Origin of the sequence: Actinomadura sp. WAC 06369 (genome assembly GCF_003947565.1) — a bacterium.
GTDB classification, from domain to species: domain Bacteria; phylum Actinomycetota; class Actinomycetes; order Streptosporangiales; family Streptosporangiaceae; genus Spirillospora; species Spirillospora rifamycini.
In genome coordinates this window covers 59936-81932 of the sequence record NZ_QHJN01000002.1, presented here as the reverse complement: position 1 = coordinate 81932, position 21997 = coordinate 59936, and the positions used below count along the sequence as shown (strand labels likewise).

Sequence of the window (21997 nt, the reverse complement as noted above, 5' to 3'; positions counted from 1 at the left end):
CCGCGCGGGTCGGGTCCGCCTTCCCGGCGACGCAGGTCGGCGGCGCCACGCTGTACGACCTGTCGAAGTGCTGACGGCCGGGGAGCCGGTGCGCGCGTCCGTGCGGGGCGCGCGCACCGGCTCGCCGGTCAGCCGGACCCGAAGAACTCGATGATCGCCGCGTTGACCGCGACGGGGTCCTCCAGGTGGCCGTGGTGCCCGCAGCCGGGGATCTCCCGGTAGGTGCCGCGCGGGATCCGGTCGGCGACCTCGCGGCCCAGGTGCGGGGGCGTCACCAGGTCGTCGGCGAACCCGAGGACGAGGCACTCGGCGTCGATGCGGCGGTACGCGTCCAGCCGGTCCGGCAGCCGGTCGACCGCGAGCTGCGACCGGCTGAGGGACGCGCTGAGCGGGGACAGCTCGAACAGGTCGAGCCAGTCGCGGACGGTGTGCTCGTCGCGCAGGGTGCGGCGGGAGAAGCCGCGCAGCACCTGGAACACCGCCTCGTAGCGGGGCGGCAGCTTGATCCCGGAGTCGAACAGTTCGAGCTCGGCGGTGGCGACCGCCGCGCCGAGCGCGTCGGTGCGCCCCCGGGTGGCCATCAGCACCGCCTGCGCGACGAGGTCGGGACGGGCGAGGGCGAGCTCCTGCGCGATGATCGCCCCCATCGAGGCCCCGACGACGCGGCACGGCGCGGCGCCGAGGTGCTCGACGAGCCCGGCGACGTCCGCGACCATGTCGGCCAGGGTGAAGCCCTCCGGGCAGACGTCCGACGGCGGCACGCCCCGGTTGTCCAGGGTGATCGCGCGGAACCCGGCCCGGTTGAGGGCGGGCACCTGGTGGGCGCGCCAGACCCGGCCGAGGGCGCCGGTGCCGGCGATGAGCACGACGGGGTCGCCCGTCCCGTGCTCCTCGTAACTGAGGTGGACGCCGTTCACGACGCTGATGGGCATTGGCCGTCCCTTCGCCTCGCGCGGGGTGCGCGGCGGATCTGACTGGGTCACGCGGCCCCCGCCGGCGGCGGGGGCCGGGTCATGAGGTGCGCAGGGCCTCGGTGGGCTGCATGCGGGCGGCGCGGATCGCGGGGAGCAGCCCGGCGATCGCGCCGATCGCGACCGCGGCGCCGACACCGCCCGCCCACGCCTCGGGCGGCAGCACCACCGCCCACCCCTTGATGGACGCGTACACGACGGTGGCCATGACGCCGCAGAACACGCCCACGGCCCCGCCGAGCCCGGCGAGCAGCACCGCCTCCGAGAAGAACTGGACGCGGATGTGGCCGCGGGTCGCGCCGAGGGCGCGGCGCAGCCCGATCTCGGACCTCCGCTCCAGCACCGAAATGATCATGGTGTTGGCGACGCCGACGCCGCCGACCAGCAGCGCGACCGCGCCGAGGCCGAGGAACAGGCCGTTCAGCGCCGACTCGGCGGCGGCGCGGGCGACGAGCGCGTCCGACGGGTTGCTGACCGTGACGTCCCCGGGGTTCATCGGGTTGACGGTCCTGGCCAGCACCGAGTGGACGGCGTTCACCTGCTCGGTGTCGGACCGGACGTAGATGGTGGTGGGGTGCCCGTCGTGGCGCAGGAACTTCTGGGCGGCCGGGTACCCGATCAGGACCGAGGCGTCGATCTCCGGGGCGAGGTCGGCCTTCGCGAGGATCCCGGCGACGTAGAACCACTGCTCGTCGAGCCAGATCCGCTGCCCGGGGCGGATGCGGTCGAAGCCGAGCCGCCGGGCCGCGTCGTAGCCGAGCACCGCGGTCGGCTGCGTCGCGGTGGCCTCGTTGAGGAACACCCCCTCGGCGACCCGGGTGCGGACGGTCTCGGGCAGGTCCAGGCTGGCCGCCTGGACGGTGAGGCCGTTGGAGTTGATCGCCGGGACGAGCGGGCTGCGGTACACCTTCGCGTCGGTCTTGCCGGTCGTCTGGACCCGCTGGACGGGCCCGATCCGGCCGACCATCGCGGGCGCGGACTTCGGCAGCTTCACCTCGTTGCCCTCGATGTCGACGCCGGGACTGACCGTCAGCATGTTGGTGCCGAGCCGGTCGATCTCGGCGAGCAGCCCGGCCTGCGACGACGCCGACAGGCCGAGGACGGCGACGATCGACGCGACGCCGATCGCGATGCCGAGGGCGGACAGCGCGGCGCGCAGCCGCCGGGTGCGGAGCCCGACGCTGGCGGTGCGCGCCAGGTCGGCGGGCGCCAGCCGCCCGGGCGTGGTGGTCGTGGTCATCGCAGCCGCGCCTCCCCCGGTGCGCCGGTGTCCGCGACGATCCTGCCGTCCAGCACCTCGATCCGGCGGGGCAGCCGCGCGGCCATCTCCCGGTCGTGGGTGATCACCATGATGGTGGCGCCCTGCTGGTGCAGCTCGGTGAGCAGCGACAGGATCGCGGCGCCGTTGACGCTGTCGAGGTTGCCGGTGGGCTCGTCGGCGAGCACGATCGCGGGGCCGCCGATGAGCGCGCGGGCGATCGCGACGCGCTGCCGCTCGCCGCCCGACATCTTGGACGGCAGGAACCCGGCGCGGTGCGCGAGCCCGACCCGGTCGAGGGCCTCCGCCGCGGCCTTGCGGCGCGCCGCGCGGCCGACGCCCGCATACAGCAGCCCGTCGGCGACGTTCTCCAGAGCGGTGGTGTGGTCGGCGAGGAAGAACTGCTGGAACACGAACCCGATCTGGGTGGCGCGCAGCGCCGCGAGGTCCCGGTCGCTCATCCGCGCGACGTCCGTGCCGGTGATGCGCATGACGCCGGACGTGGGGCGGTCGAGCGTCCCCATCACGTTCAGCAGCGTGGACTTGCCGGACCCGGACGGCCCGACGATCGCGACGAGCTCGCCGCGGTTCACGGTGAAGCTGACCCCGGCCAGCGCCGCGACGGGCGACGCGCCCGGGTACAGCCGGGTGACGCCGTCGAGTTCGAGGACGGGCGTCTCGCCGCCGGAGCGGGGCCCGGTCAGCAGCGCGGTGTCGCCCGCGCCGGCGTGCGGCCCGCTCATGACGCCGGCACCACGACGCGCTGGCCGGCCTGGAGGCCCTGGCCGGTGACCTCGACCGTCCCGCTGTTCTGGTCGAACATGCCGAGCTCGACCTGGACGAGCCGGCGGGCGCCGTCGGGCGCGACGACCTCGACGCCGTAGCCGCCGTCCAGCAGCGCCAGCAGGGCCGTCACGGGGACGAACAGCACGCCGTCGGCGCTGTCGGTGACGATCGACACCTGCACCGGGGCCCGGTCCAGGCTGCCGGTGGCCTCGGGGTCGTCCGGCCGGATCCCCACCTTGATCTTGGCGCCGCCCTCCTCGTCGTCGGAGGTGGCGACCTTGCCGACGGACACGACCTCGCCGCCGGTCGTCTTCAGGTTCGGCAGCGTGATGGTGACCTTGTCGCCCTCCTTCACCTGCGACTGGTAGGCGGCGTCGAGCTCCACCGAGACGTGCCGGCGCAGCGAGCTGGCCTCCAGCACGGCGGTGCCGCCGCCGGCCCGGTCGCCGACCCCGACGTTCAGCTTGGTGACGCGGATCTGGTCGGCGGGCAGGTAGACGATCTCTCCCTTGGACAGTTTCCCGTCCTCCTTCAGGCCGCGGGCGTCCTCCAGGCGCAGGAGGGCGAGGTAGGTGGCGTAGCCGAAGTACTTGGAGTCGGCGTCGAGGCCGCTGCCGTGGCCGAGGGAGACGAGCGCGGCGTTGAGCTGCCGGACGTCCCGGCCCTGGTCGCCCCACTCCAGGTCGCGGTAGACGGGGATGGACCCCTTGAGGAACACGACCGGCGCGGTGTTCACCCGGTACAGGGTGTGGCCCGCCTTGTAGACCTTGCCGGTGCTCGGCAGGTCGGTGAAGACGCCGCTCGCCTGGTTCACGGCCTCGTAGCCGCCGTCGTAGGTGAGGGTGCCGCTGACCGAGATGCGGGCGGACACCTGGCCCTGGCGGACGGCCGCGGTGCCGGTCGGCGCCGCGTTGCGGGTGGTGGCGGGGGCCTCGTCGCCGAACGGGTCGACCAGCACGACGCCGGCGACCGCGCCGGCGGCGCCCAGCACCAGGACCGACAGCAGCGTGCGGCGCCGGCGGCGGCGCTGCGGCGGGGCGTCCCGGCCGCCCGCGGCGTCCTCGCCGGGCACGGTTTCGGAGGTCACGCTCATGCCTCCTCCCCGTCCCGGGCCGGGCCGCTGCGGACGGCGGCGCGGCCGGACCCGTCCGGCCGCGTTCGATATTCGGTGCCGCGCATTGCTTCTCCTTCGGCGGATGCCTTTTCCGATGTCAATGTGGTTCTACTCGGGCGGCGGTTTCGGGACGGTATCGGCGGCGGCGCATTTCCTCGGGCGGCGGACCGGTGCGCCCGCCCCTTCCGGCGAGCCGACAAAAGCGCACCTTTCGGTCGGCGGGCGGTGCCGTGAGCCGCCGGGAAGCAGCGTCCGCCTTCGGCATTCCGGCGCTGAAACCCTGCCGAAACCGGGCCTCGGTTAGCATGGCGATTCGCGCGGCGTGCGGACGCCGCGCGCCCGGCCCGAATGGACCGGGCGGTCGGAGCTCAATGATCTTTCCGGGGGTGCGGGGCGGTGCGGATACTGGTCATCGAGGACGACGAGGAAATGGCGGAGACGGTCGCGGTGGGGCTGCGCCGGGCGTGGATGGCCGTCGACGTCGCGCTCGACGGGTCGTCCGGGCTGGAACGCGCGATGGTCAACGACTACGACGTCATCGTCCTCGACCGCGACCTGCCCGGCCTGCACGGCGACGAGGTCTGCGCGCAGCTCGTGTCGGCCGGGCGCGGCAGCCGGGTGCTGATGCTCACCGCGGCCGCGACCAGCGACGACCTGGTCGACGGGCTCAACCTGGGCGCGGACGACTACCTACCGAAACCGTTCGACTTCCCCGTCCTCATGGCGCGGATCGGCGCGCTGGCGCGGCGGGCGCATCCGGCGGTGCCGCCGGTGCTGCGGCACGGCGACATCGAGCTGGACGTGGCGCAGCGGCGGGCGCGGCGGGCCGGGCGGACCCTCGACCTCGCCCCGAAGGAGTTCGGCGTCCTGGAACTGCTGCTCGCCGCGAACGGGCGGGCGGTGTCCGCGGAGGAACTCCTGGAACGGGTCTGGGACGAGTCCGCCGACCCGTTCACCAAAACCGTCAAGGTGACGATCAGCAGGCTGCGCGCCAAGCTCGGCGACCCGCCGGTCATCGAAACCGTGGCCAAATCCGGCTACCGAATCTGAAGGACGCCCATGCGGTTCCGACTCCCCCGCAACACCGTCCGGCTCCGGCTCACGCTGCTCTACGGCGCGCTTTTCCTGCTGTCGGGCGCGGTCACGCTCGGCATCACCTTCTTTCTCGTGGACCGCGCCACCCAGGGCGTGTACTTCTACCAGGGCGAGGACGGCATCACGACGTCGATCAAGGAAATGCGGGACCCGCCGCGCAAGCGGGGCCCGGCACAGCGGGACGACAGCGACACCGGCAACCGCGGGCTGACCCCGCCGGACGACATCGACGACCGGCAGATCGCCGCGCTGGCCCGGCACCAGAAGGAGCGGCAGCGGCGGACGCAGCTCGTCCAGTCCGGCATCGCGCTGGGGATCATGTCGCTGGCGTCGATCGGGCTGGGCTGGGCCGTCGCCGGCCGCATCCTGCGGCGGCTGCGCGTCATCACGGCCGCGACCCGCGAGATCTCGGCCACCAACCTGCACGAGCGGCTGGCGCTGCCCGGCCCCACCGACGAGCTGAAGGACCTGGGCGACACCATCGACGGGCTGCTCGCCCGGCTGGAGGCCGCGTTCGAGGCCCAGCGCCGGTTCGTCGCCAACGCGTCGCACGAGCTGCGCACCCCGATGGCGCGGCAGCGGACGCTGTCGCAGGTGGCGCTCGCCGACCCCGACGCGACCGTGGAGTCGCTGCGGGACGCGCACCTGCGGGTCATCGCCGCGGGCCGGCACCAGGAGCGGCTGGTCGCCGCGCTGCTCACGCTGGCCCGCGGGCAGGCGGGCATCGAGCGCCGGGTGCCGGTCGCGCTCGACCGGCTGACCGGGCAGGTCGTCGCGGCCCGCCGCGCGGAGGCCGAGCGGCGCGGCGTCACTCTGGACGCCGCCCTCGGCGAGGCGGTCGCGGCGGGCGACCCGGGCCTCGCGGAACGCCTGGTGATCAACCTGGTCGACAACGCGCTGCGGCACAACGTCCCGGACGGCGGGGTGACGGTCGCCACCGGCATGGACGGGGACCGGCCCGTCCTGACGGTGGAGAACACCGGCCCGGTCGTGCCGCCGGACGCGCTGGAGCGGCTGTTCATGCCGTTCCAGCGGCTCGGGACCGAACGCACCGGACGCAGCGAGGGGCTCGGCCTCGGCCTGTCCATCGTGCAGGCCATCGCCACCGCCCACGACGCGGACCTGCGCGCGGAGCCGCGCCCCGGCGGCGGGCTGACGGTCACGCTCCGCTTCCTGCCCGCCCCGGCCGCGGCGGCCGGCGGCGCGCGCACGCCCGCGGACGCGTCCGCCCCGGCGGCCGCCGGCTGACCCCGGCGCGCCGTCGCGCGCGCCGGGGTCCCGCACGGTGCCGGTGGTCACCCACCGCCTCCGACCTTCTTGCCGCCGTGCACCAGGACCTTCTTGCACTCCTCGTCGGCCTTCTTGTAGGCCGCGCCGTCGAGGTCGATGCCGGTGCTCGCGTCGATGTCGGTCTTGCCCTGGGCGTCCGGGTCCGGGAAGTTGGGGATGCCGTTCTCGCGCATGCACTTGGCGTATTCGAGCGCCGCCTTGCGGTCCGCCGCGGGCTCCGGCGGGGGCGGCGGGTCGAACTCCTTGCACTTCTCCTGGGCCGCCTTGAACGCCGGCGAGTCCATGTCGACCTTGCTGCCGTCGATGGCCAGCCGGCCGTCCGAGTCGGGGTCGGGGAAGTCCGCGACGCCGTTGTCGCGCATGCACTTGGCGTAGGCGAGGGGGTCGCCCCCGCCGCCGCCGGCGCCGCCGGTCTTCGGCTGGCCCGCGGCCCCGGGGGTGGCGGCGGCGACACCGGTGCCGCCCTCGCCGCCGTCGTCGCCGCAGGCGCCCGCCAGCAGCCCGACGGCCGCGACCGCCGCCGCCATCGTCACGAGCGGCCGGAGGCGGCGCGGCCGCCGCGCGGCGGCGCGCCCCTCGCCGCGGTCGGTATCCGTCTGCATGTCGTCGCACCTCTCGTCGAGATCGCTGAATCGGTTCTGACTTTCGTTCTATCGGGCGTGCGGTTGCGGGAAGGTATCAGCGAGAAAACCTCGCATTCCCCCCAATTTCCGGCGCCCGCACCGTTCTTTCGATTTCCTTGATCGCCGCCCGTCAGGAACGGCACGGCGTGGTGTTGAGAGAGAAGGCCGACGGGTCGGTATTGCGATCCCGCCACTTTCCGGATATCTCGATCACGCGACTTCGTCCGGGCGCGATCGCACCGCCTCCCGGCGGGGTGGAAATGGGCACGTCGGCGCCGTTCTGCGCGGCCGTCCCGCCCGTCACGCCGGTGATCTCCTGCCCGTCCCCGTACCGGAACCGGACGGCCCAGGCGTCGAGCGGCCGCCGCGACAGGTTGGTGACGCGCAGCTCCGCCGCGAAGGTCCCCGAGCCGGTGCCGGTCCGCTCCGTCGTCCGGTACCGCACCATGCAGCGCTCCGGCGGCACCTGGCCCTTGGCGAAGAACACGTTCCCCGCCAGGTCCGACCGCGCGACGTCGGTGTTGTTCGCGACGAGGTCCCCGAGGTTCTCCCGGAAGTCGACGCCGTAGCGCTTCCTTATCTGCTCGAGCACCGGCGCCTGGTTGCCGTAGAAGAACCGGTCGCCGTCGCGGAGCCGCCGGAACTCCCGGCTCCACATCGCCCGCTGCAGCTCCCCGAACTCCGGGCCGGCGTGCTTCTCGGCGAGCATCCCCATGTAGGCGTCGAGCCGGTCCACCGACCTGTACAGGGCCTTCAACCGCGCGGCGAGCGTGGTGCGCCGCGCGAACGACACGGCGCCGGTGTCCTCGAAATGGTTCTCCGGCCCGACCCGGCTGCCGAACAGGTTGGTGATGCGGACGAAGTCGATCGCGTCCGGGTCGTTGATCTCGTCCCCGGCCGTGAGCAGCGGATCGGCGGGGAACTCCGCGGTCGTCTCCCCGGTGATCTCGGTGAACGCCCGCTTCGGCGGGAGCCCGTAGGCGCGCCGCATCGCGTTGTAGGACGGCATGCCGTGGTCGCGGCCCCGCTCCAGGTCGAGCGCGCCCAGGTCGAAGACGCAGCGCGGCTCGGCGTCGGGCGCCGAACACAGGACGTCCCGCAGCTCCCGCTCGATCTGCTCCTCGTTGTGGTACTGCGCCTTGGACCCGAGCCCCTGCAGGAACGGCCCGAGCCCGATCACCGGGATGATCATCGGGTTGTCCCGGGACTGCGCCAGCGTGAACTGGATCTTCACCTTGGCGGGGTCGTCGCTCGGGTCGATGTTGAAGCCCATCTCGCGGAACTTCTCGAGCTGCTCCTCCGTGTACCGGGACCGCTCCGTCTCCATCGGGAACCCGCTGTGGATCATGCTGTGGATGCGGTACCCGACGGTCGCGAACTCGTTGCCGAGCGTCGCGTCCACCGACGGGTCGTACCCCCGGTACCGGGGCAGGTCGATCCCGTGCGCGGGCAGGAACTCGGTGTAGGTGATGTACTGCACCTTCGCGATGACCACCCGCCGGGCGATCTGGAACTTCTCCTCCTCGCTCAGCGCGTCCGGCAGCCGGTCCACGATCCGGTTGTGCTCCCGCGCGATCAGCGTCTCCACCGCCGTGACGGCCGTGTTGTTGTTGGCGCGCGGGTCCCCGGTGACGACCGCCTTCCCCGGGTCGGCGAGCAGTTCCCCGCCGAGCTCCACCTCGGGCGCGGCCGCGACGTCGCCGCGCGCGTCCCGGCGCGGCAGGTGACCGCCCGGCAGCAGCAGCCGGGCCCCGTTGTCGGCGAGGTTCCCGTCGACCGGGCCCTCCCGCATCCACTCCAGCCGCTCCGCGGTGGTGGCGTAGACGGCCGACCCGTCGAGGTAGGAGCTGACGTTGTTGATCTGCTGCCGGGGGTTCTCCGGCCCCGTCCCGGTGCCCGGGGCGGGCGTCGACCGGGTGAACTTCACGACCGCGGGATCCTGCTTCGTCTCCAGCGGGTCGGCGCCGTCCACGGGCACGTCCGCCCGCTCCCCCTGCGGGTCGCCGCGCAGCACTCCGCTGCGCAGCCCGATCTCGTGGTCGACGAACTGCCCCCACGCCCACGCCCACTGGCTGAGCTGCTGCTCGGAGAAGATGTTCACCGAGAAGCCGGCGCCGTTCTCGTCGAAGAACTCGTCGTTGAACACGCGGTTGCTGACGGTCCTGGCGTTCGGCCCGGTCACGGGCTCGCCCCGCCCGTCCGCGTACCGCGCCGGCGCGACCCGCGCGTAGTTCGTCCCGGCGCGGCCCCAGTCGGGGTGCCGCGGGTTGTTGCCGCGGCCGTCCAGGCTCTGCCGCCCCGGGTCGAAGGCGCCCAGCGCGGCGGGCGTGCCCGCGACGGCCACCAGGCCGCCGCCGAGCACCAGGGCGAGCGGCGCCGCCAGCGCCCGCCGCACGCGCCGCCGGCCGGCGGCGTACGTCGGTCTCATCCGCACTCCTCAACCGGTCGGGTCACTCGGGCCGGGCGTCGACCAGGCTGAGCGCGTTGGGCAGCTCGACGACCCGCTCGGTGCGCAGCCCCGCCTTGCCGAGCAGCGCCAGGTACTCCTGCTCGCCCCGCTCCCGGCCGCCGTCGTAGAGCGCCAGCAGCCGCATGTCCATCTCCTTGCCGAGATGCGGCCGGTCGTCCTCGGGCAGCAGCATGTCCAGCAGCAGGACGCGCCCGTCCGCCGGCAGCTCCCGGCGGATGTTGCCGAGGATGCGCAGCGCGTCGTCGTCGTCCCAGTTGTGGACGATGTTGGACAGCAGGTACGCGTCGGCGCGCGGCACGGCGCGGAAGAAGTCCCCGACGACCAGCTCGCACCGGTCCGCGACCCCCTCGGCCGCCAGGAACGCGCGGGCGCCCGCCATCACCGGCTCCAGGTCCAGCAGCATTCCGCGCATGCCGGGCGTCGCCCGCAGCGCCGTCGCGAGCACCGTCCCCTTGCCGCCGCCGATGTCGGCGAGCGTCCCGATCCCGGCGAAGTCGTAGGCGGCCACGGCCGCGTCGGCGATCGCGCGGGACCGCGTCGTCATGAAGACGTCGAAGTGCCGCCGCGCGTCGGCGTCGGTGGCGAGCCACCCGTAGAACGACCCGAACCGCGCCGCGAAGGACGAGCGCCCCTGCCGCACGGCGTCCGCGAGCGACTCCATCGCGTCCAGCAGGACGGGCGCGCCCTGCAGCAGCGACACCGACCGCATCGAGCCGGGCGCGTCCGCGCGCAGCGAGTCCCCCGCCGCGGTGAGCGCGTACCGGGGCGTCTCCGGCCCGCCCACCGACCGCGCGACGCCCAGCGCCGCGACCGTCCGCAGCAGCCGCCCCACCGCGACCCGGTCCACCCCCAGCCGCTCGGCCAGCTCCCCGGCGGTCAGCGGCCCGTCGCCGAGCGCGCCCGCCACGTCGAGTTCCACGAACGCGTACAGCGCGGAGAACCGCCACTGGCCGCGCAGCAGATCCCAGATCAGCGCCCGCGGGTCCGCGTCGTCGACGACGTCGCGCTCCCGCCCGGCCCCCTTCGCTCCGCCCGACCCCGATCCCGATCTGTCCGGTTCCGCTTTGTTCGATAAGGACGTGTTCTGTGACACTCCGTCTCCTGACGTTAGATGGGTCGCTCGTCGTTCCCGGCGGGTTCCCGGGCGAGATCGTCGGTGCGGTCGTCGGCGGGGTCGGCGGCGCCGTCCTCGGTGAGCTTCGAGGCCAGCAGCCGCCCGATCGGCGCGGCGGGCTCCGGCGCGAGCAGGCCGTGGTGGTCGGCGTCCACCGGATGCGTCTCCACGGCACCGGTCACGTAGGGCCGCCACACCTCCGCCGCGCGGTCCGCGGGCAGGTGCCGGGGCCGCGCGCGCGTCGCCACCGCGAGCACGACGTCCCCCCGGAACACCCCGGGCTCGTGCTCGGCCGCGAGCCGCACGTTGTTGTCGGCGATCCGCTGCACGGCCGCCAGCGCCGGCACCTCGCCGCCCGGCGGTCCGGCGGGCGGGCCCCCGGCGGGTCGCTCGGCTCCGGCGGCGGGGCCGTCGTGCGGGTAGCCGTCGAGGATCGCCAGCAGCCCGACCCGCTCCCCGAGCTCCTGCAGCCGCGTCGCCACCGCGTGGGCGACCACCCCGCCGAACGACCAGCCGGCGAGATGGTACGGACCCGCGGGCTGCACGGCGCGGACGAGCTCCGCGTACTCGGCCGCCATCTCCGCGATGCTCGCGGGCGGCTCCGCCGTCCCGTCGAGCCCCCGCGCCTGGATCCCGTAGACCGGGCGTCCCGGCGGCAGATGCCGGGCGGGCTCCGCGTAGTTCCAGGCGAGCCCGCCGCCCGAATGGACGAAGAACAGCGGAGGTGCGTCACCGTCCGGGCGCAGCGGCAGCAGCGGATCGAAGTCGCCCGCCGAGCCGCCGCCCGCCGCGACGGCCTCGGCCGCACCCGCGGGCGTGGGCGCCGCGAACAACCCCCGGATCCCCACCTCGGCGCCGAGGACCGCCCGGATCCGGGCGATGAGCCGCATCGCGAGCAGCGAGTCGCCGCCGAGGCCGAAGAACGAGTCGTCCGGCCCGACCCGGTCCGCACCGAGCGCCTCGGCGAACAGGGCGCAGAGGATCTCCTCCACCCGGTCGGCGGGCTCCCGCCCGGCCCCGGCACCGGCGAGGGCGGGCACCGGCAGGGCGGCCCGATCGACCTTGCCGTTACGGGTCACCGGGAGGGCGTCGAGCGGGACGAACGCGGCCGGGACCATGTACTCGGGGAGTCGGTCGGCGACGAACTCGCGAAGGTCGGAGCCGTCGCCGCCGGGGTTTCCGATGATGTAGGCGACGAGCCGCATGGTGCCGGGGATGTCCTCGCGGGCGATGACGACGGCCTGGTGGACGTCGGGGTGGCTGGTCAGGACGGCTTCGATCTCGGCGGGCTCGATCCGGAATCCCCGGATCTTCACCTGCTCGTCGGCGCGCCCCGCGAATGCCAACCGGCCGTCGGACGTCCAGCGGGCGAGGTCGCCCGTGCGGTACATCCGGGCGCCCGTCTCGAAGGGGTTCGCGACGAACCGTTCCGCCGTCAGGGCCGGGCGGGACGCGTACCCGCGCGCCAGGCCGTGCCCGGCGAGGTACAGCTCACCGACCACACCGGGCGGCACCGGGCGTAACGTCTCGTCGAGGACGTAGGCGCGGGTGTTGTCCATCGGCGTCCCGATCGGCACCGTGGACGGGACGTCGTCGGGAGACGTGAAGGCCAGGTGGGTCGCGAACGCCGTCGTCTCGGTCGGCCCGTAGGTCGTCCGGACGGTGAGTTCCGGGTGGGCGTCCAGCAAGGCGCGGGCCGCTGCGGACGACACGACGTCGCCGCCGGTCGACACCTCGCGGACACCGGCGAAGATCTCCGGCGACTGCTCGGCCAGCACCCGGAACAGGCCAGCGGTCGCGTGCACGTTCGTCACACCGTGCTCGGCGATCAGCCGCCCGCGTTCGGCGGCGTCCAGATCGCCGTCCGGCGCCACCACCAACCGGCCACCGTGCAGAAGCGGCGTCCAGATCTCGTACGTCGACGCATCGAACGCATGGTTCGCCTGCACCAAGACGCACTGGACGACGTCCTCGCGCCAGGCGGCGTCCAGTGCGAACGCCACCACGTTCCCGTGCGTGATCGCGACGCCCTTCGGGACGCCCGTCGATCCGGACGTGTACATGACGTACGCAAGGCACTCGGGTTCGATGTGAAGGCTGGGGTTTTCCTCGACGGGCTCGAACGCGTCGGCGTCGGTGATGACGGTCGACACTCCGGCCTCGGCCATCACCGCCGCGATCCGGTCCTCCGGATGCGAGACGTCCAGCGGGACGTACGCCGCGCCCGCCTTGAGGACGCCGAGCAGCACCGGGAGCAGGTCGGCCGACCGCCGCATCCGGACGCCGACCAGCGAACCGTTTCGACCCGCGAGCGTCTTCGCGACGCCGTTCGCGCGGGCGTTCAACTCCGCGTACGTCCACGACACGCGACCGTCCCCCGACACGACCGCCACCGCGTCGGGCGTCCGCGCCGCCTGCGCCTCGAACAGCTCCACCAGCGAGCCGCCCGGCACGGGACGTGCGGTGGCGTTCCACTGCTCAACCACCCGTCGGCGCTCGGACGGCGCCAGCACGTCGATATCGGAGACGGGCGCGTCCGGGGTGGCGGCGCCCTGCTCGAGGACGCGTTCGAGGCGTGCGGCGAGCGCGCGGGCGGTGGCGTCGTCGAACAGGTCGGCCGCGTACTGGATTCCGCCTTCGATCCCGGCCGGGGAGCCGTCCGCGTCGCGCTGCTCGGTGAGGCTGAACGACAGGTCGAACTTGGCCGCCTGCTCGCCCGGCTCGTCCCCGGCGAACGGACATGCGCGCACGCCCGCGAGGTCGAGGTCGCCGTCGCCCTGCGGCAGGTTCTGAAGCGTCAGCATCACCTGGAAGAGCGGGTGCCGGGCGAGGGAGCGCGGCGGGTTGAGGTCTTCGACGAGCCGCTCGAACGGGACGTCCTGGTGCGCGTAGGCGGCGAGGTCGGTGTCGCGGACGCGGTCGAGGAGTTCGGCGAACGACGGGTCGCCGCTCACGTCCGTCCGCAGCACGAGCGTGTTGACGAAGAAACCGGCCAGGTCCTCCAGCGCCGCGTCGCCGCGTCCCGCGACGGCCGTGCCGATCGGGACGTCGTCGCCCGCACCGACCTTCGACAGCAGCACCGCGACCGCGGCTTGCGCCACCATGAACATCGTCACGCCGTGCAGCCGCGCCAACTCGGTGAGGCGGCGGTGCACCTCGGCGTCCGTCCCGACCGGGACGATCGCGCCGCGGAACGTCGCCGCCGACGGCCGGGGCCGGTCGACGGGCAGCGCCAGTTCCTCGGGGAGGCCGGCGAGCGCTTCGCGCCAGTGCCCGATGTGCTCGGCGAGAAGACTCTTGGGATCGTCGGGGTCGCCCAGGACGTCCCGCTGCCAGAGGGCGTAGTCGGCGTACTGGACGGGCAGCGGCTCCCACGCGGGCGCCTCGCCCCGGACACGGGCCGCGTACGCGGCCCCCAGGTCGCGGGTGACGACGCCCATCGACCAGCCGTCCACGGCGATGTGGTGCGCCGTGATCACCAGGACGGATTCGCCGGACGACGGCACCAGCAGCCGCGCCCGCCACGGCGGCTCCCGGGTGAGGTCGAACCCGCGTTCCATCTCGACGGTCGCGGCGTCCGCCAGGTCGCTCTCCGCGACCTCGTCCACCCGCAGGACGGGACGGCCGTCCGCGCCGTCCAGGATTTCCTGCCGCGGAACGCCCGCGCTCTCGGGGAAGACCGTGCGGAGCGTCTCGTGGCGGTCTGCGACGTCCCCGAGGGCCCCCTCCAGCGCCGCGACGTCGAGGTCGCCCGTCAGGCGCAGCGCGAGCGGCACGTTGTACCCCGCACCCGCACCGGCCTCCTCCAACCGGTTCAGGAACCACATCCGCTGCTGCGCATACGACAGCGGCACGACCTCCGGACGCTCCCGAGCCACGAGCGCCGGACGCACGCCCGCCCCACGCGCCTCGTCCGCGAGCCGCGCCAACCCCGCGACCGTCGGCGACCCGAACAGCTCGCGAATGCCGATCTCCGCACCCAGCACCACCTGCACACGAGAGATCAGCCGCATCGCCAGGAGCGAGTCACCACCGAGCTCGAAGAACGAGACGTCCACCCCGACCCGGTCCAAGCCGAGGACGTCGGCGAACAGTCCCGACAGGACCTCCTCGGTCGGGGTCGCCGGGGCCCGATCACCGGCCAGACCCGCGAAGTCCGGGGCGGGAAGGGCGGCCCGATCGACCTTGCCGTTGCGGGTGACGGGAAGCGTGTCGAGCGGGACGAACGCGGCCGGGACCATGTACTCGGGGAGTCGGTCGGCGACGAACCCGCGCAGGCCGGAGCCGCCGTCGCCGGGGTTTCCGATGATGTAGGCGACGAGCCGCCTGGTGCCGGGGATGTCCTCACGGGCGATGACGACGGCCTGGTGCACGTCGTCGTGGGCGGTCAGGACGGCTTCCACCTCGGCCGGCTCGATCCGGAACCCCCGGATTTTCACCTGCTCGTCGGCACGCCCCCCGAACTCCAGCCGTCCTCCGGACGTCCAGCGGGCCAGGTCACCCGTCCGGTACATCCGCCCGGAGCCCTCGAAGGGGTTCGCCACGAACCGTTCCGCCGTCAGCGCCGCGCGTCCGGCATACCCGCGCGCCACACCGTGCCCGGCAAGGTACAGCTCACCGGCCACACCCGGCGGCACCGGGCGTAAGAACTCGTCCAGGACGTACGCCCGCATGTTGTCCATCGGCGTCCCGATCGGCACCGTGGGCGGGACGTCGTCGCCTGCCACGAAGGGAAGATGCGTGGCGAATGCCGTCGTCTCGGTCGGCCCGTAGGTCGTCCGGACGGTGAGTTCCGGGTGGGCGTCCAGCAGGTTCCGGACGGCCGTGGAGGAGACGACGTCGCCGCCCGTGGACACCTCGCGGACACCGGCGAAGATCTCCGGCGACTGCTCCGCCAGCACACGGAACAGACCCGCCGTCGCATGCACGTTCGTCACACCGTGCTCGGCGATCAGCCGTCCGCGTTCGGCGGCGTCCAGATCGCCGTCCGGCGCCACCACCAACCGGCCACCGTGCAGCAGCGGCGTCCAGATCTCGTACGTCGACGCATCGAACGCATGGTTCGCCTGCACCAGCACGCTTTCCACGACATCGTCACGCCACGCCTCGTCCAGGCAGAACGCCACCACGTTCCCGTGCGTGACCGCGACACCCTTCGGCACGCCCGTCGAACCGGATGTGTACATCACGTAAGCGAGACTTTGCGCCGAGACATGAACATTCGGGTTCTGCTCGACCGGCTCGAACTCGTCGGCGTCGGTGATGACGACCGACACCTCGGCCTCCGCCATCACCGCCGCGATCCGCTCCTCCGGATGCGAAACGTCCAACGGGACGTACGCCGCACCCGCCTTGAGGACGCCGAGCAGCACCGGGAGCAGGTCGGCCGACCGCCGCATGCGGACGCCGACCAGCGAACCGCGACGATCCCCCAGCGCCCGCGCGACCCCGTTCGCCCGCGCATTCAGCTCCGCGTACGTCCACGACACGCCGCCGTCCCCCGACACGACCGCCACCGCGCCCGGCGTCCGCGCCGCCTGCGCCTCGAACAACTCCACCAGCGAACCACCCGGCACCGGACGACCCGTCGCGTTCCACCCCTCCACCACCAACCGGCGCTCGTCCGCCGACAGCACATCGACCTCGGACACCGGCACGTCCGGGTCCGCCGCCACCTGCTGGAGCACCGCGACGAAACGTCGGGCGAGCGCGTCGGCCGTTTCCGGGTCGAACAGGTCGGTCGCGTACTGGATCCCGCCTTCGATTCCGTCCGCCGCTCCGCTCTCGTCGCGGCGTTCCGACAGGGTCAGCGACAGGTCGAACTTGGCGGTCACGCTCTCGGCCGCCATGAGCGGACGGACCTGGAGGTTCGGCAGGTCGAGGGGAGCGTCGCCGTCCGGGATGTTCTGGAAGGCCAGCATGACCTGGAACAGCGGGTGCCGCGCCAGCGAACGCGCCGGATTGAGGTCTTCGACGAGCCGCTCGAACGGGACGTCCTGGTGCGCGTACGCCGCGAGGTCGGTCTCGCGGACGCGTGCGAGCAGTTCGGTGAACGACGGGTCGCCGCCGACGTCCGTCCGCAGGACGAGGGTGTTGAGGAAGAAGCCGGCGAGGTCGTCCAGTGCGGCTTCGCCGCGCCCGGCGACCGGGGTGCCGATCGGGACGTCGTCGCCCGCGCCGACCTTCGACAGCAGGACGGCGAGCGCCGCCTGCGCGACCATGAACATCGTGACGCCGTTCCGCCGGGCCGTCTCCCGCAGCCCGCGGTGGGTTCGGGCGTCCACCCGCAGCGGGACTTCGGCGCCGCGGAACGACGCGGTGGCCGGGCGGGGACGGTCGCCGGGCAGCGCGAGCTCCTCCGGCGCGCCCGCGAGGGCGTCTCTCCAGTAGCCGAGCTGGGCGGAGATCACGCTGTCGGGGTCGTCGAGTTCGCCGAGCACCTCCCGCTGCCAGAGGGCGTAGTCGGCGTACTGGACGGGCAGCGGCTCCCACGCGGGCGCCTCGCCCCGGACGCGGGCCGTGTACGCCGCCCGGATGTCGGCGGCGAGGACGCCCATCGACCAGCCGTCCACCGCGATGTGGTGCGCCACCACGACCAAGGCCGCCTCCGTCGGGGACGACACCAGCAGCCGCGCCCGCCAGGGCAGGTCGCGGGCGAGGTCGAACCTTCGGGAGACCTCTTCGGCGGTGTCCTCCGCCAGGCGTTCCTCGGTGGTCCGGTCTATCCGCAGGCTCGGACGCGCTTCCGGCGCGTCCAGGATCACCTGGTGCGGGACGCCGTCGACGTGCGGGAACAGCGTGCGGAGCGTCTCGTGGCGGTCGGTGACGTCCCCGAGGGCCGCCTCCAGCGCGGCGACGTCCAGATCACCGGACAACCGCAGCGCGAGCGGCACGTTGTACCCCGCGCCCGCACCGGCCTCCTCCAGCCGGTTCAGGAACCACATCCGCTGCTGCGCATACGACAGCGGCACGACCTCCGGACGCTCCCGAGCCACGAGCGCCGGACGCACGCCCGCCCCGCGCGCCTCATCAGCGAGCCGCGCCAACCCCGCGACCGTCGGCGACCCGAACAGCTCACGAATGCCGATCTCCGCACCCAGCACCGCCTGCACACGAGAGATCAGCCGCATCGCCAGGAGCGAGTCACCACCGAGCTCGAAGAACGAGACGTCCGCCGCGACCTGCTCGACGCCCAGCACCTCGGCGAACAGGCCGCACAGGACCTCCTCGCCGGGAGTCGCCGGAGGACGACCGCCCGCCCGTCCCGCGAAGTCCGGGGCGGGGAGGGCCACCCGATCGACCTTGCCGTTACGGGTCACCGGGACGGCGTCCAGCGGGACGAACGCGGCCGGGACCATGTACTCGGGAAGCCGGACGGCCGCGAACTCCCGCAACTCGGCCAGGTCCGCTTCGCCGACGACATAGGCGACGAGCCGCTTGGTCCCAGGGTCGTCCTCGCGGGCGATGACGACGGCCTGGTGCACGTCGTCGTGGGCGGTCAGGACGGCTTCCACCTCGGCCGGCTCGATCCGGAAACCCCGGATCTTCACCTGCTCGTCGGCACGCCCCCCGAACTCCAGCCGTCCCTCGGACGTCCAGCGGGCCAGGTCACCCGTCCGGTACATCCGCCCGGAGCCCTCGAAGGGGTTCGCCACGAACCGTTCCGCCGTCAGCGCCGCGCGTCCGGCATATCCGCGCGCCACGCCTTCGCCCGCGATGTACAACTCCCCCACCACGCCCGGTGCGACCGGGTTGAGGAAGTCGTCGAGGACGTAAGTCCGCGTGTTGTCCAGAGGACGGCCGATCGGCAACGACGCCGGGACCGGATCGCTCGACGCGAACGGCAGGTGCGTCACGAAGCCCGTCGTCTCGGTGGGTCCGTAGGTGGTCCGCACGGTGAGGTCGGGATGGGTCTCCAGGAGCTTCCGGACGGCCGCCGCCGAGACGACGTCGCCGCCGGTCAGCACCTCCCGCACCCCGCCGAAGATCTCCGGCGACTGCTCGGCCAGCACCCGGAACAACCCCGACGGCGCCACCACATGCGACACCCGATGCTCCGCGATCAGCCTGCCGCGCTCCGCCGCGTCCACCTCACCAGGCGGAACGATCACCAACCGACCACCGTGCAGAAGCGGAGCCCAGATCTCGTACGTCGACGCATCGAACGCATGGTTCGCCTGCACCAGGACGCACTCCACGACGTCATCGCGCCACGCGCTGTCGAGCGCGAACGCCGCGACGTTGCCGTGCGTGACCGCGACACCCTTCGGAACCCCCGTCGAACCGGAGGTGTACATGACGTACGCCAGATCGTCCGGCGAAACGACCACACCCGGAGCGTGCTCGAACGGCTGGAACGCGTCGTCGTCCGTCAGCACGACCGACACACCGGCTTCCGCCACGATCGACGCCAACCGCTCCTCCGGATGCGAAACGTCCAACGGGACGTACGCCGCCCCGGCCTTCAACACACCCAACAACGTCGCGACCAGGTCCGCAGACCGCTGCATCCGCACACCCACCAGCGACCCACGACCCACACCACGGCCACTCAAACCACGCGCGACACCGTTCGCCCGCGCGTCCAACTCCGCGAACGTCCACGACACACCACCATCGACCACCGCGACCGCGCCCGGAGTCCGAGACGCCTGCCCCTCGAACAGCTCCACCAGCGAACCGCCCGGCACCGCACACGCCGTCGCATTCCACCCCTCCACCACCAGCCGACGCTCGTCCACCGACAGCACATCGAGGCCGCTCACCCGCACGTCCGGATCCGCCGCGACCTGCTCCAGCACCCGCACCAAACGCTCCGACAACGCCCGCACCGTCGACTCGTCGAACAGGTCGGCCGCGTACTGGATCTCTCCGCCGAATCCCGCCGGGACGCCTTCCGCGTTGCGGTACTCGGCGAGGTCGATCGAGAGGTCGAAGCGGGCGGTGATGGTCTCGTCCGGCGGTGGCGGGGACACGCGCAGGCCGGGGAGGTCCCAGTGGTCCTGTTCCTGGGGTGCGCCGAGGAAGCTCAGCATCACCTGGAACAGCGGGTGCCGCGCCAGCGAACGCACCGGGTTAAGGTCCTCCACCAGCCGCTCGAACGGGACGTCCTGATGCGCGAACGCCGCCAGGTCGGTCTCACGCACGCGGCCCAGCAACTCCGTGAACGACGGGTCCCCGCCGACGTCCGTCCGCAGGACCAGCGTGTTGACGAAGAAGCCGGCGAGGTCTTCGAGGCGGGCGTCGCCGCGTCCGGCGACCGCCGTCCCGATCGGGACGTCCGGTCCGGCGCCCACCTTGGTGAGGAGCAGCGCGACCGCCGCCTGCGCGACCATGAACATCGTGACGCCGTTGCGGCGGGCCAGGTCGACGAGCCGGGCGTGGACGTCCACGCCGACCTCGACGGGCACGGCGCCGCCGCGGAACGACGCCTCCGCCGGCCGGGGCCGGTCGGTGGGGAGGGCGAGGTCCTCCGGCGCCCCCGCGAGCGCGTCGCGCCAGTACCGGAACTGCGAGGCGATGAGGCTTTCCGGGTCGTCCAGGTCGCCGAGCACGTCGCGCTGCCAGAGCGCGTAGTCGGCGTACTGGACGGGCAGCGGCTCCCACGCGGGCGCCTCGTCCCGGACGCGGGCCGTGTACGCCTCCCGCAGGTCGCGGGCCAGCACCGCCATCGAGCCGCCGTCCACGGCGATGTGGTGCGCGGTGATCACGAGAACGGACTCGGTGGGCGTCAGGGCCAGCAGCCGCGTGCGCCAGGGCAGGTCGCGGGTGAGGTCGAAGCCCCGTCCGGTCTCGCGGGCCGCGGCGGGGGCCGCGTCCTCCTCGCCGATGTCCTCGACGACCAGGGGCGGGCGCCCGCCGGGGCCGTCGACGATCCGCTGGTGCGGGACGCCGTCGACGTCGGGGAAGATCGTGCGGAGGCTCTCGTGCCGGTCCGCGACGTCCCCGAAGGCCGCCTCCAGCGCCGCGACGTCGACTCGGCCGGACAGCCGCATCACCAGCGGCACCGTGTACCCGGCGCCCGCACCGGCCTCCTCCAGCCGGTTGAGGAACCACATCCGCTGCTGCGCATACGACAGCGGGACGACCTCGGGACGCTCCCGCGCCGCCAGCGGCGCGCGCACGCCCGCGCCGCGTGCTTCGTCAGCGAGCCGCGCCAGGCCCGCGACGGTCGGCGAGCCGAACAGGTCCCGGATGCTCACCTCGACGCCCAGCACCGACCGGACACGGGCGATCAACCGCATCGCGAGGAGCGAGTCGCCGCCGAGCTCGAAGAACGAGTCCTCCGTCCCGGCCGACGGCACGCCCAGGACGTCCGCGAACACGGCGCACAGGACCTCCTCGGTCGCCGTGGCGGGGCCGCGGCCGGCGGACCCGCCGCCGAAGTCGGGGGCGGGGAGCGCGGCGCGGTCCACCTTGCCGTTCGCCGTCACCGGGATCGCGTCGACCGTCACGAACGCCGCCGGGACCATGTGGTCGGGCAGCTTCGCGGCCGCGAGCTCCCGCAGCGCGGCGCGCTCCGCGTCGCCGACGACGTAGGCGACGAGCCGCCGCACGCCCGCGTCCTCCCTGGCGACGACGACGGCCCGCGCGACCCGGTCGTGGGCGGTCAGGACGGCCTCCACCTCGGCCGGCTCGACCCGGAACCCGCGGATCTTCACCTGCGCGTCGGCGCGGCCCGCGAAGACGAGGTCGCCGCCGGGCGTCCACCGCGCAAGGTCGCCCGTCCGGTACATGCGGCCCCCGCCGAACGGGCACGCCACGAACCGCTCCGCCGTGGGGACGGGACGGCCCGCGTACCCGCGGGCGAGGCTCGCGCCGGCCACGTACAGGTCGCCCGCCACGCCCGGCGCGACCGGACGCAGCCGGTCGTCCAGCACGAACACCCGCGAGTTCCACACCGGGCGCCCGATCGGCACCGCGCCGCCGGTCGTCGGCGCCGACGGCGACAGCGGCGGCGACATCGCCGCGCACACCGTCGTCTCCGTCGGCCCGTACGCGTTCACGAAGCGGCGGCCGCCCGCGAACCGCTCCACCAGTTCGGGCGGGCACGCCTCGCCCGCCACCACCAGGGTCGCGAGGCGCTCCGGCAGCTCCTCCTCCCCCGCCGGCACCGACGGCGGCACCGTCACGTGCGTCACGCCGAGCGCCTCGACCGTGTCGCCGAGGCCGCGGCGCGGCGGCATGCCGTCCGGTCCCGCCAGGACGAGCGTCGCCCCGGACAGCAGCGCCATGCACAGCTCCGAGAACGCCGCGTCGAAACCGAGCGCCGCGAA

The 21997-nt window shown here is 73.6% G+C and carries 10 protein-coding genes (1 of these 10 only partly in view); 2 read left to right on the top strand and 8 right to left on the bottom strand.

Annotated features, from left to right (window positions below; all coding sequences use genetic code 11):
* Positions 1-128: 128 nt before the first annotated feature.
* The 4 genes from DMH08_RS01420 to DMH08_RS01405 form a co-directional block, all read right to left on the bottom strand.
* The gene (locus DMH08_RS01420; RefSeq protein WP_026405154.1) at positions 129-932 is read right to left on the bottom strand and encodes an alpha/beta fold hydrolase; all 804 of its coding nucleotides are present in this window, start codon (positions 930-932) and stop codon (positions 129-131) included.
* A gap of 79 nt (positions 933-1011) precedes the next feature.
* A complete protein-coding gene (locus DMH08_RS01415; protein WP_026405153.1) occupies positions 1012-2211 on the bottom strand; it encodes an ABC transporter permease in 1200 nt (399 codons plus the stop codon).
* Positions 2208-2972 carry an ABC transporter ATP-binding protein gene (locus DMH08_RS01410; RefSeq protein WP_125611128.1) on the bottom strand — a complete coding sequence of 255 codons (765 nt, stop codon included), beginning with the start codon at positions 2970-2972 and terminating at the stop codon, positions 2208-2210. The genes DMH08_RS01415 and DMH08_RS01410 overlap by 4 nt, the downstream gene beginning before the upstream one ends.
* Entirely contained in the window at positions 2969-4102 is a 1134-nt protein-coding gene (locus DMH08_RS01405; RefSeq protein WP_125611127.1) for a hypothetical protein, read from the bottom strand. The genes DMH08_RS01410 and DMH08_RS01405 overlap by 4 nt, the downstream gene beginning before the upstream one ends.
* Before the next feature lie 423 nt (positions 4103-4525).
* Here DMH08_RS01405 and DMH08_RS01400 point away from each other — a divergent pair, with 423 nt between their 5' ends.
* Together DMH08_RS01400 and DMH08_RS01395 are read left to right on the top strand one after the other, a co-directional pair.
* Entirely contained in the window at positions 4526-5179 is a 654-nt protein-coding gene (locus DMH08_RS01400; protein WP_026405150.1) for a response regulator transcription factor, read from the top strand.
* Between the two features lie 9 nt (positions 5180-5188).
* Positions 5189-6472: a sensor histidine kinase gene (locus tag DMH08_RS01395; RefSeq protein WP_034520810.1), complete on the top strand. Its 1284-nt coding sequence runs from the start codon at positions 5189-5191 to the stop codon at positions 6470-6472.
* Between the two features lie 47 nt (positions 6473-6519).
* Here the strand turns inward: DMH08_RS01395 and DMH08_RS01390 are convergent, their stop codons facing one another.
* From DMH08_RS01390 to DMH08_RS01375, 4 genes are all read right to left on the bottom strand, one after another.
* Positions 6520-7116: a hypothetical protein gene (locus DMH08_RS01390; protein ID WP_051301390.1), complete on the bottom strand. Its 597-nt coding sequence runs from the start codon at positions 7114-7116 to the stop codon at positions 6520-6522.
* 151 nt (positions 7117-7267) lie between these two features.
* Positions 7268-9565 carry a peroxidase family protein gene (locus DMH08_RS01385; RefSeq protein WP_125611125.1) on the bottom strand — a complete coding sequence of 766 codons (2298 nt, stop codon included), beginning with the start codon at positions 9563-9565 and terminating at the stop codon, positions 7268-7270.
* 22 nt (positions 9566-9587) lie between these two features.
* Positions 9588-10700 carry a methyltransferase gene (locus tag DMH08_RS01380; protein ID WP_051301389.1) on the bottom strand — a complete coding sequence of 371 codons (1113 nt, stop codon included), beginning with the start codon at positions 10698-10700 and terminating at the stop codon, positions 9588-9590.
* Between the two features lie 14 nt (positions 10701-10714).
* Positions 10715-21997, bottom strand: partial view of a non-ribosomal peptide synthetase gene (locus tag DMH08_RS01375; RefSeq protein ID WP_125611123.1) — the 3' portion only. The gene runs 17562 nt beyond the window's last position; the window shows 11283 of its 28845 coding nt (coding positions 17563-28845); its start codon lies off the right edge, out of view — the gene reads right to left on this strand; it ends in the stop codon at positions 10715-10717.

Bases quoted from the DNA above. Each gene is read 5' to 3' on its own strand.
- DMH08_RS01385 (WP_125611125.1), bottom strand. From the start codon at position 9,565: ATGAGACCGACGTACGCCGCCGGCCGGCGGCGCGTGCGGCGGGCGCTG.
- DMH08_RS01415 (WP_026405153.1), bottom strand. From the start codon at position 2,211: ATGACCACGACCACCACGCCCGGGCGGCTGGCGCCCGCCGACCTGGCG.
- DMH08_RS01395 (WP_034520810.1), top strand. From the start codon at position 5,189: ATGCGGTTCCGACTCCCCCGCAACACCGTCCGGCTCCGGCTCACGCTG.
- DMH08_RS01420 (WP_026405154.1), bottom strand. From the start codon at position 932: ATGCCCATCAGCGTCGTGAACGGCGTCCACCTCAGTTACGAGGAGCAC.
- DMH08_RS01390 (WP_051301390.1), bottom strand. From the start codon at position 7,116: ATGCAGACGGATACCGACCGCGGCGAGGGGCGCGCCGCCGCGCGGCGG.
- DMH08_RS01410 (WP_125611128.1), bottom strand. From the start codon at position 2,972: ATGAGCGGGCCGCACGCCGGCGCGGGCGACACCGCGCTGCTGACCGGG.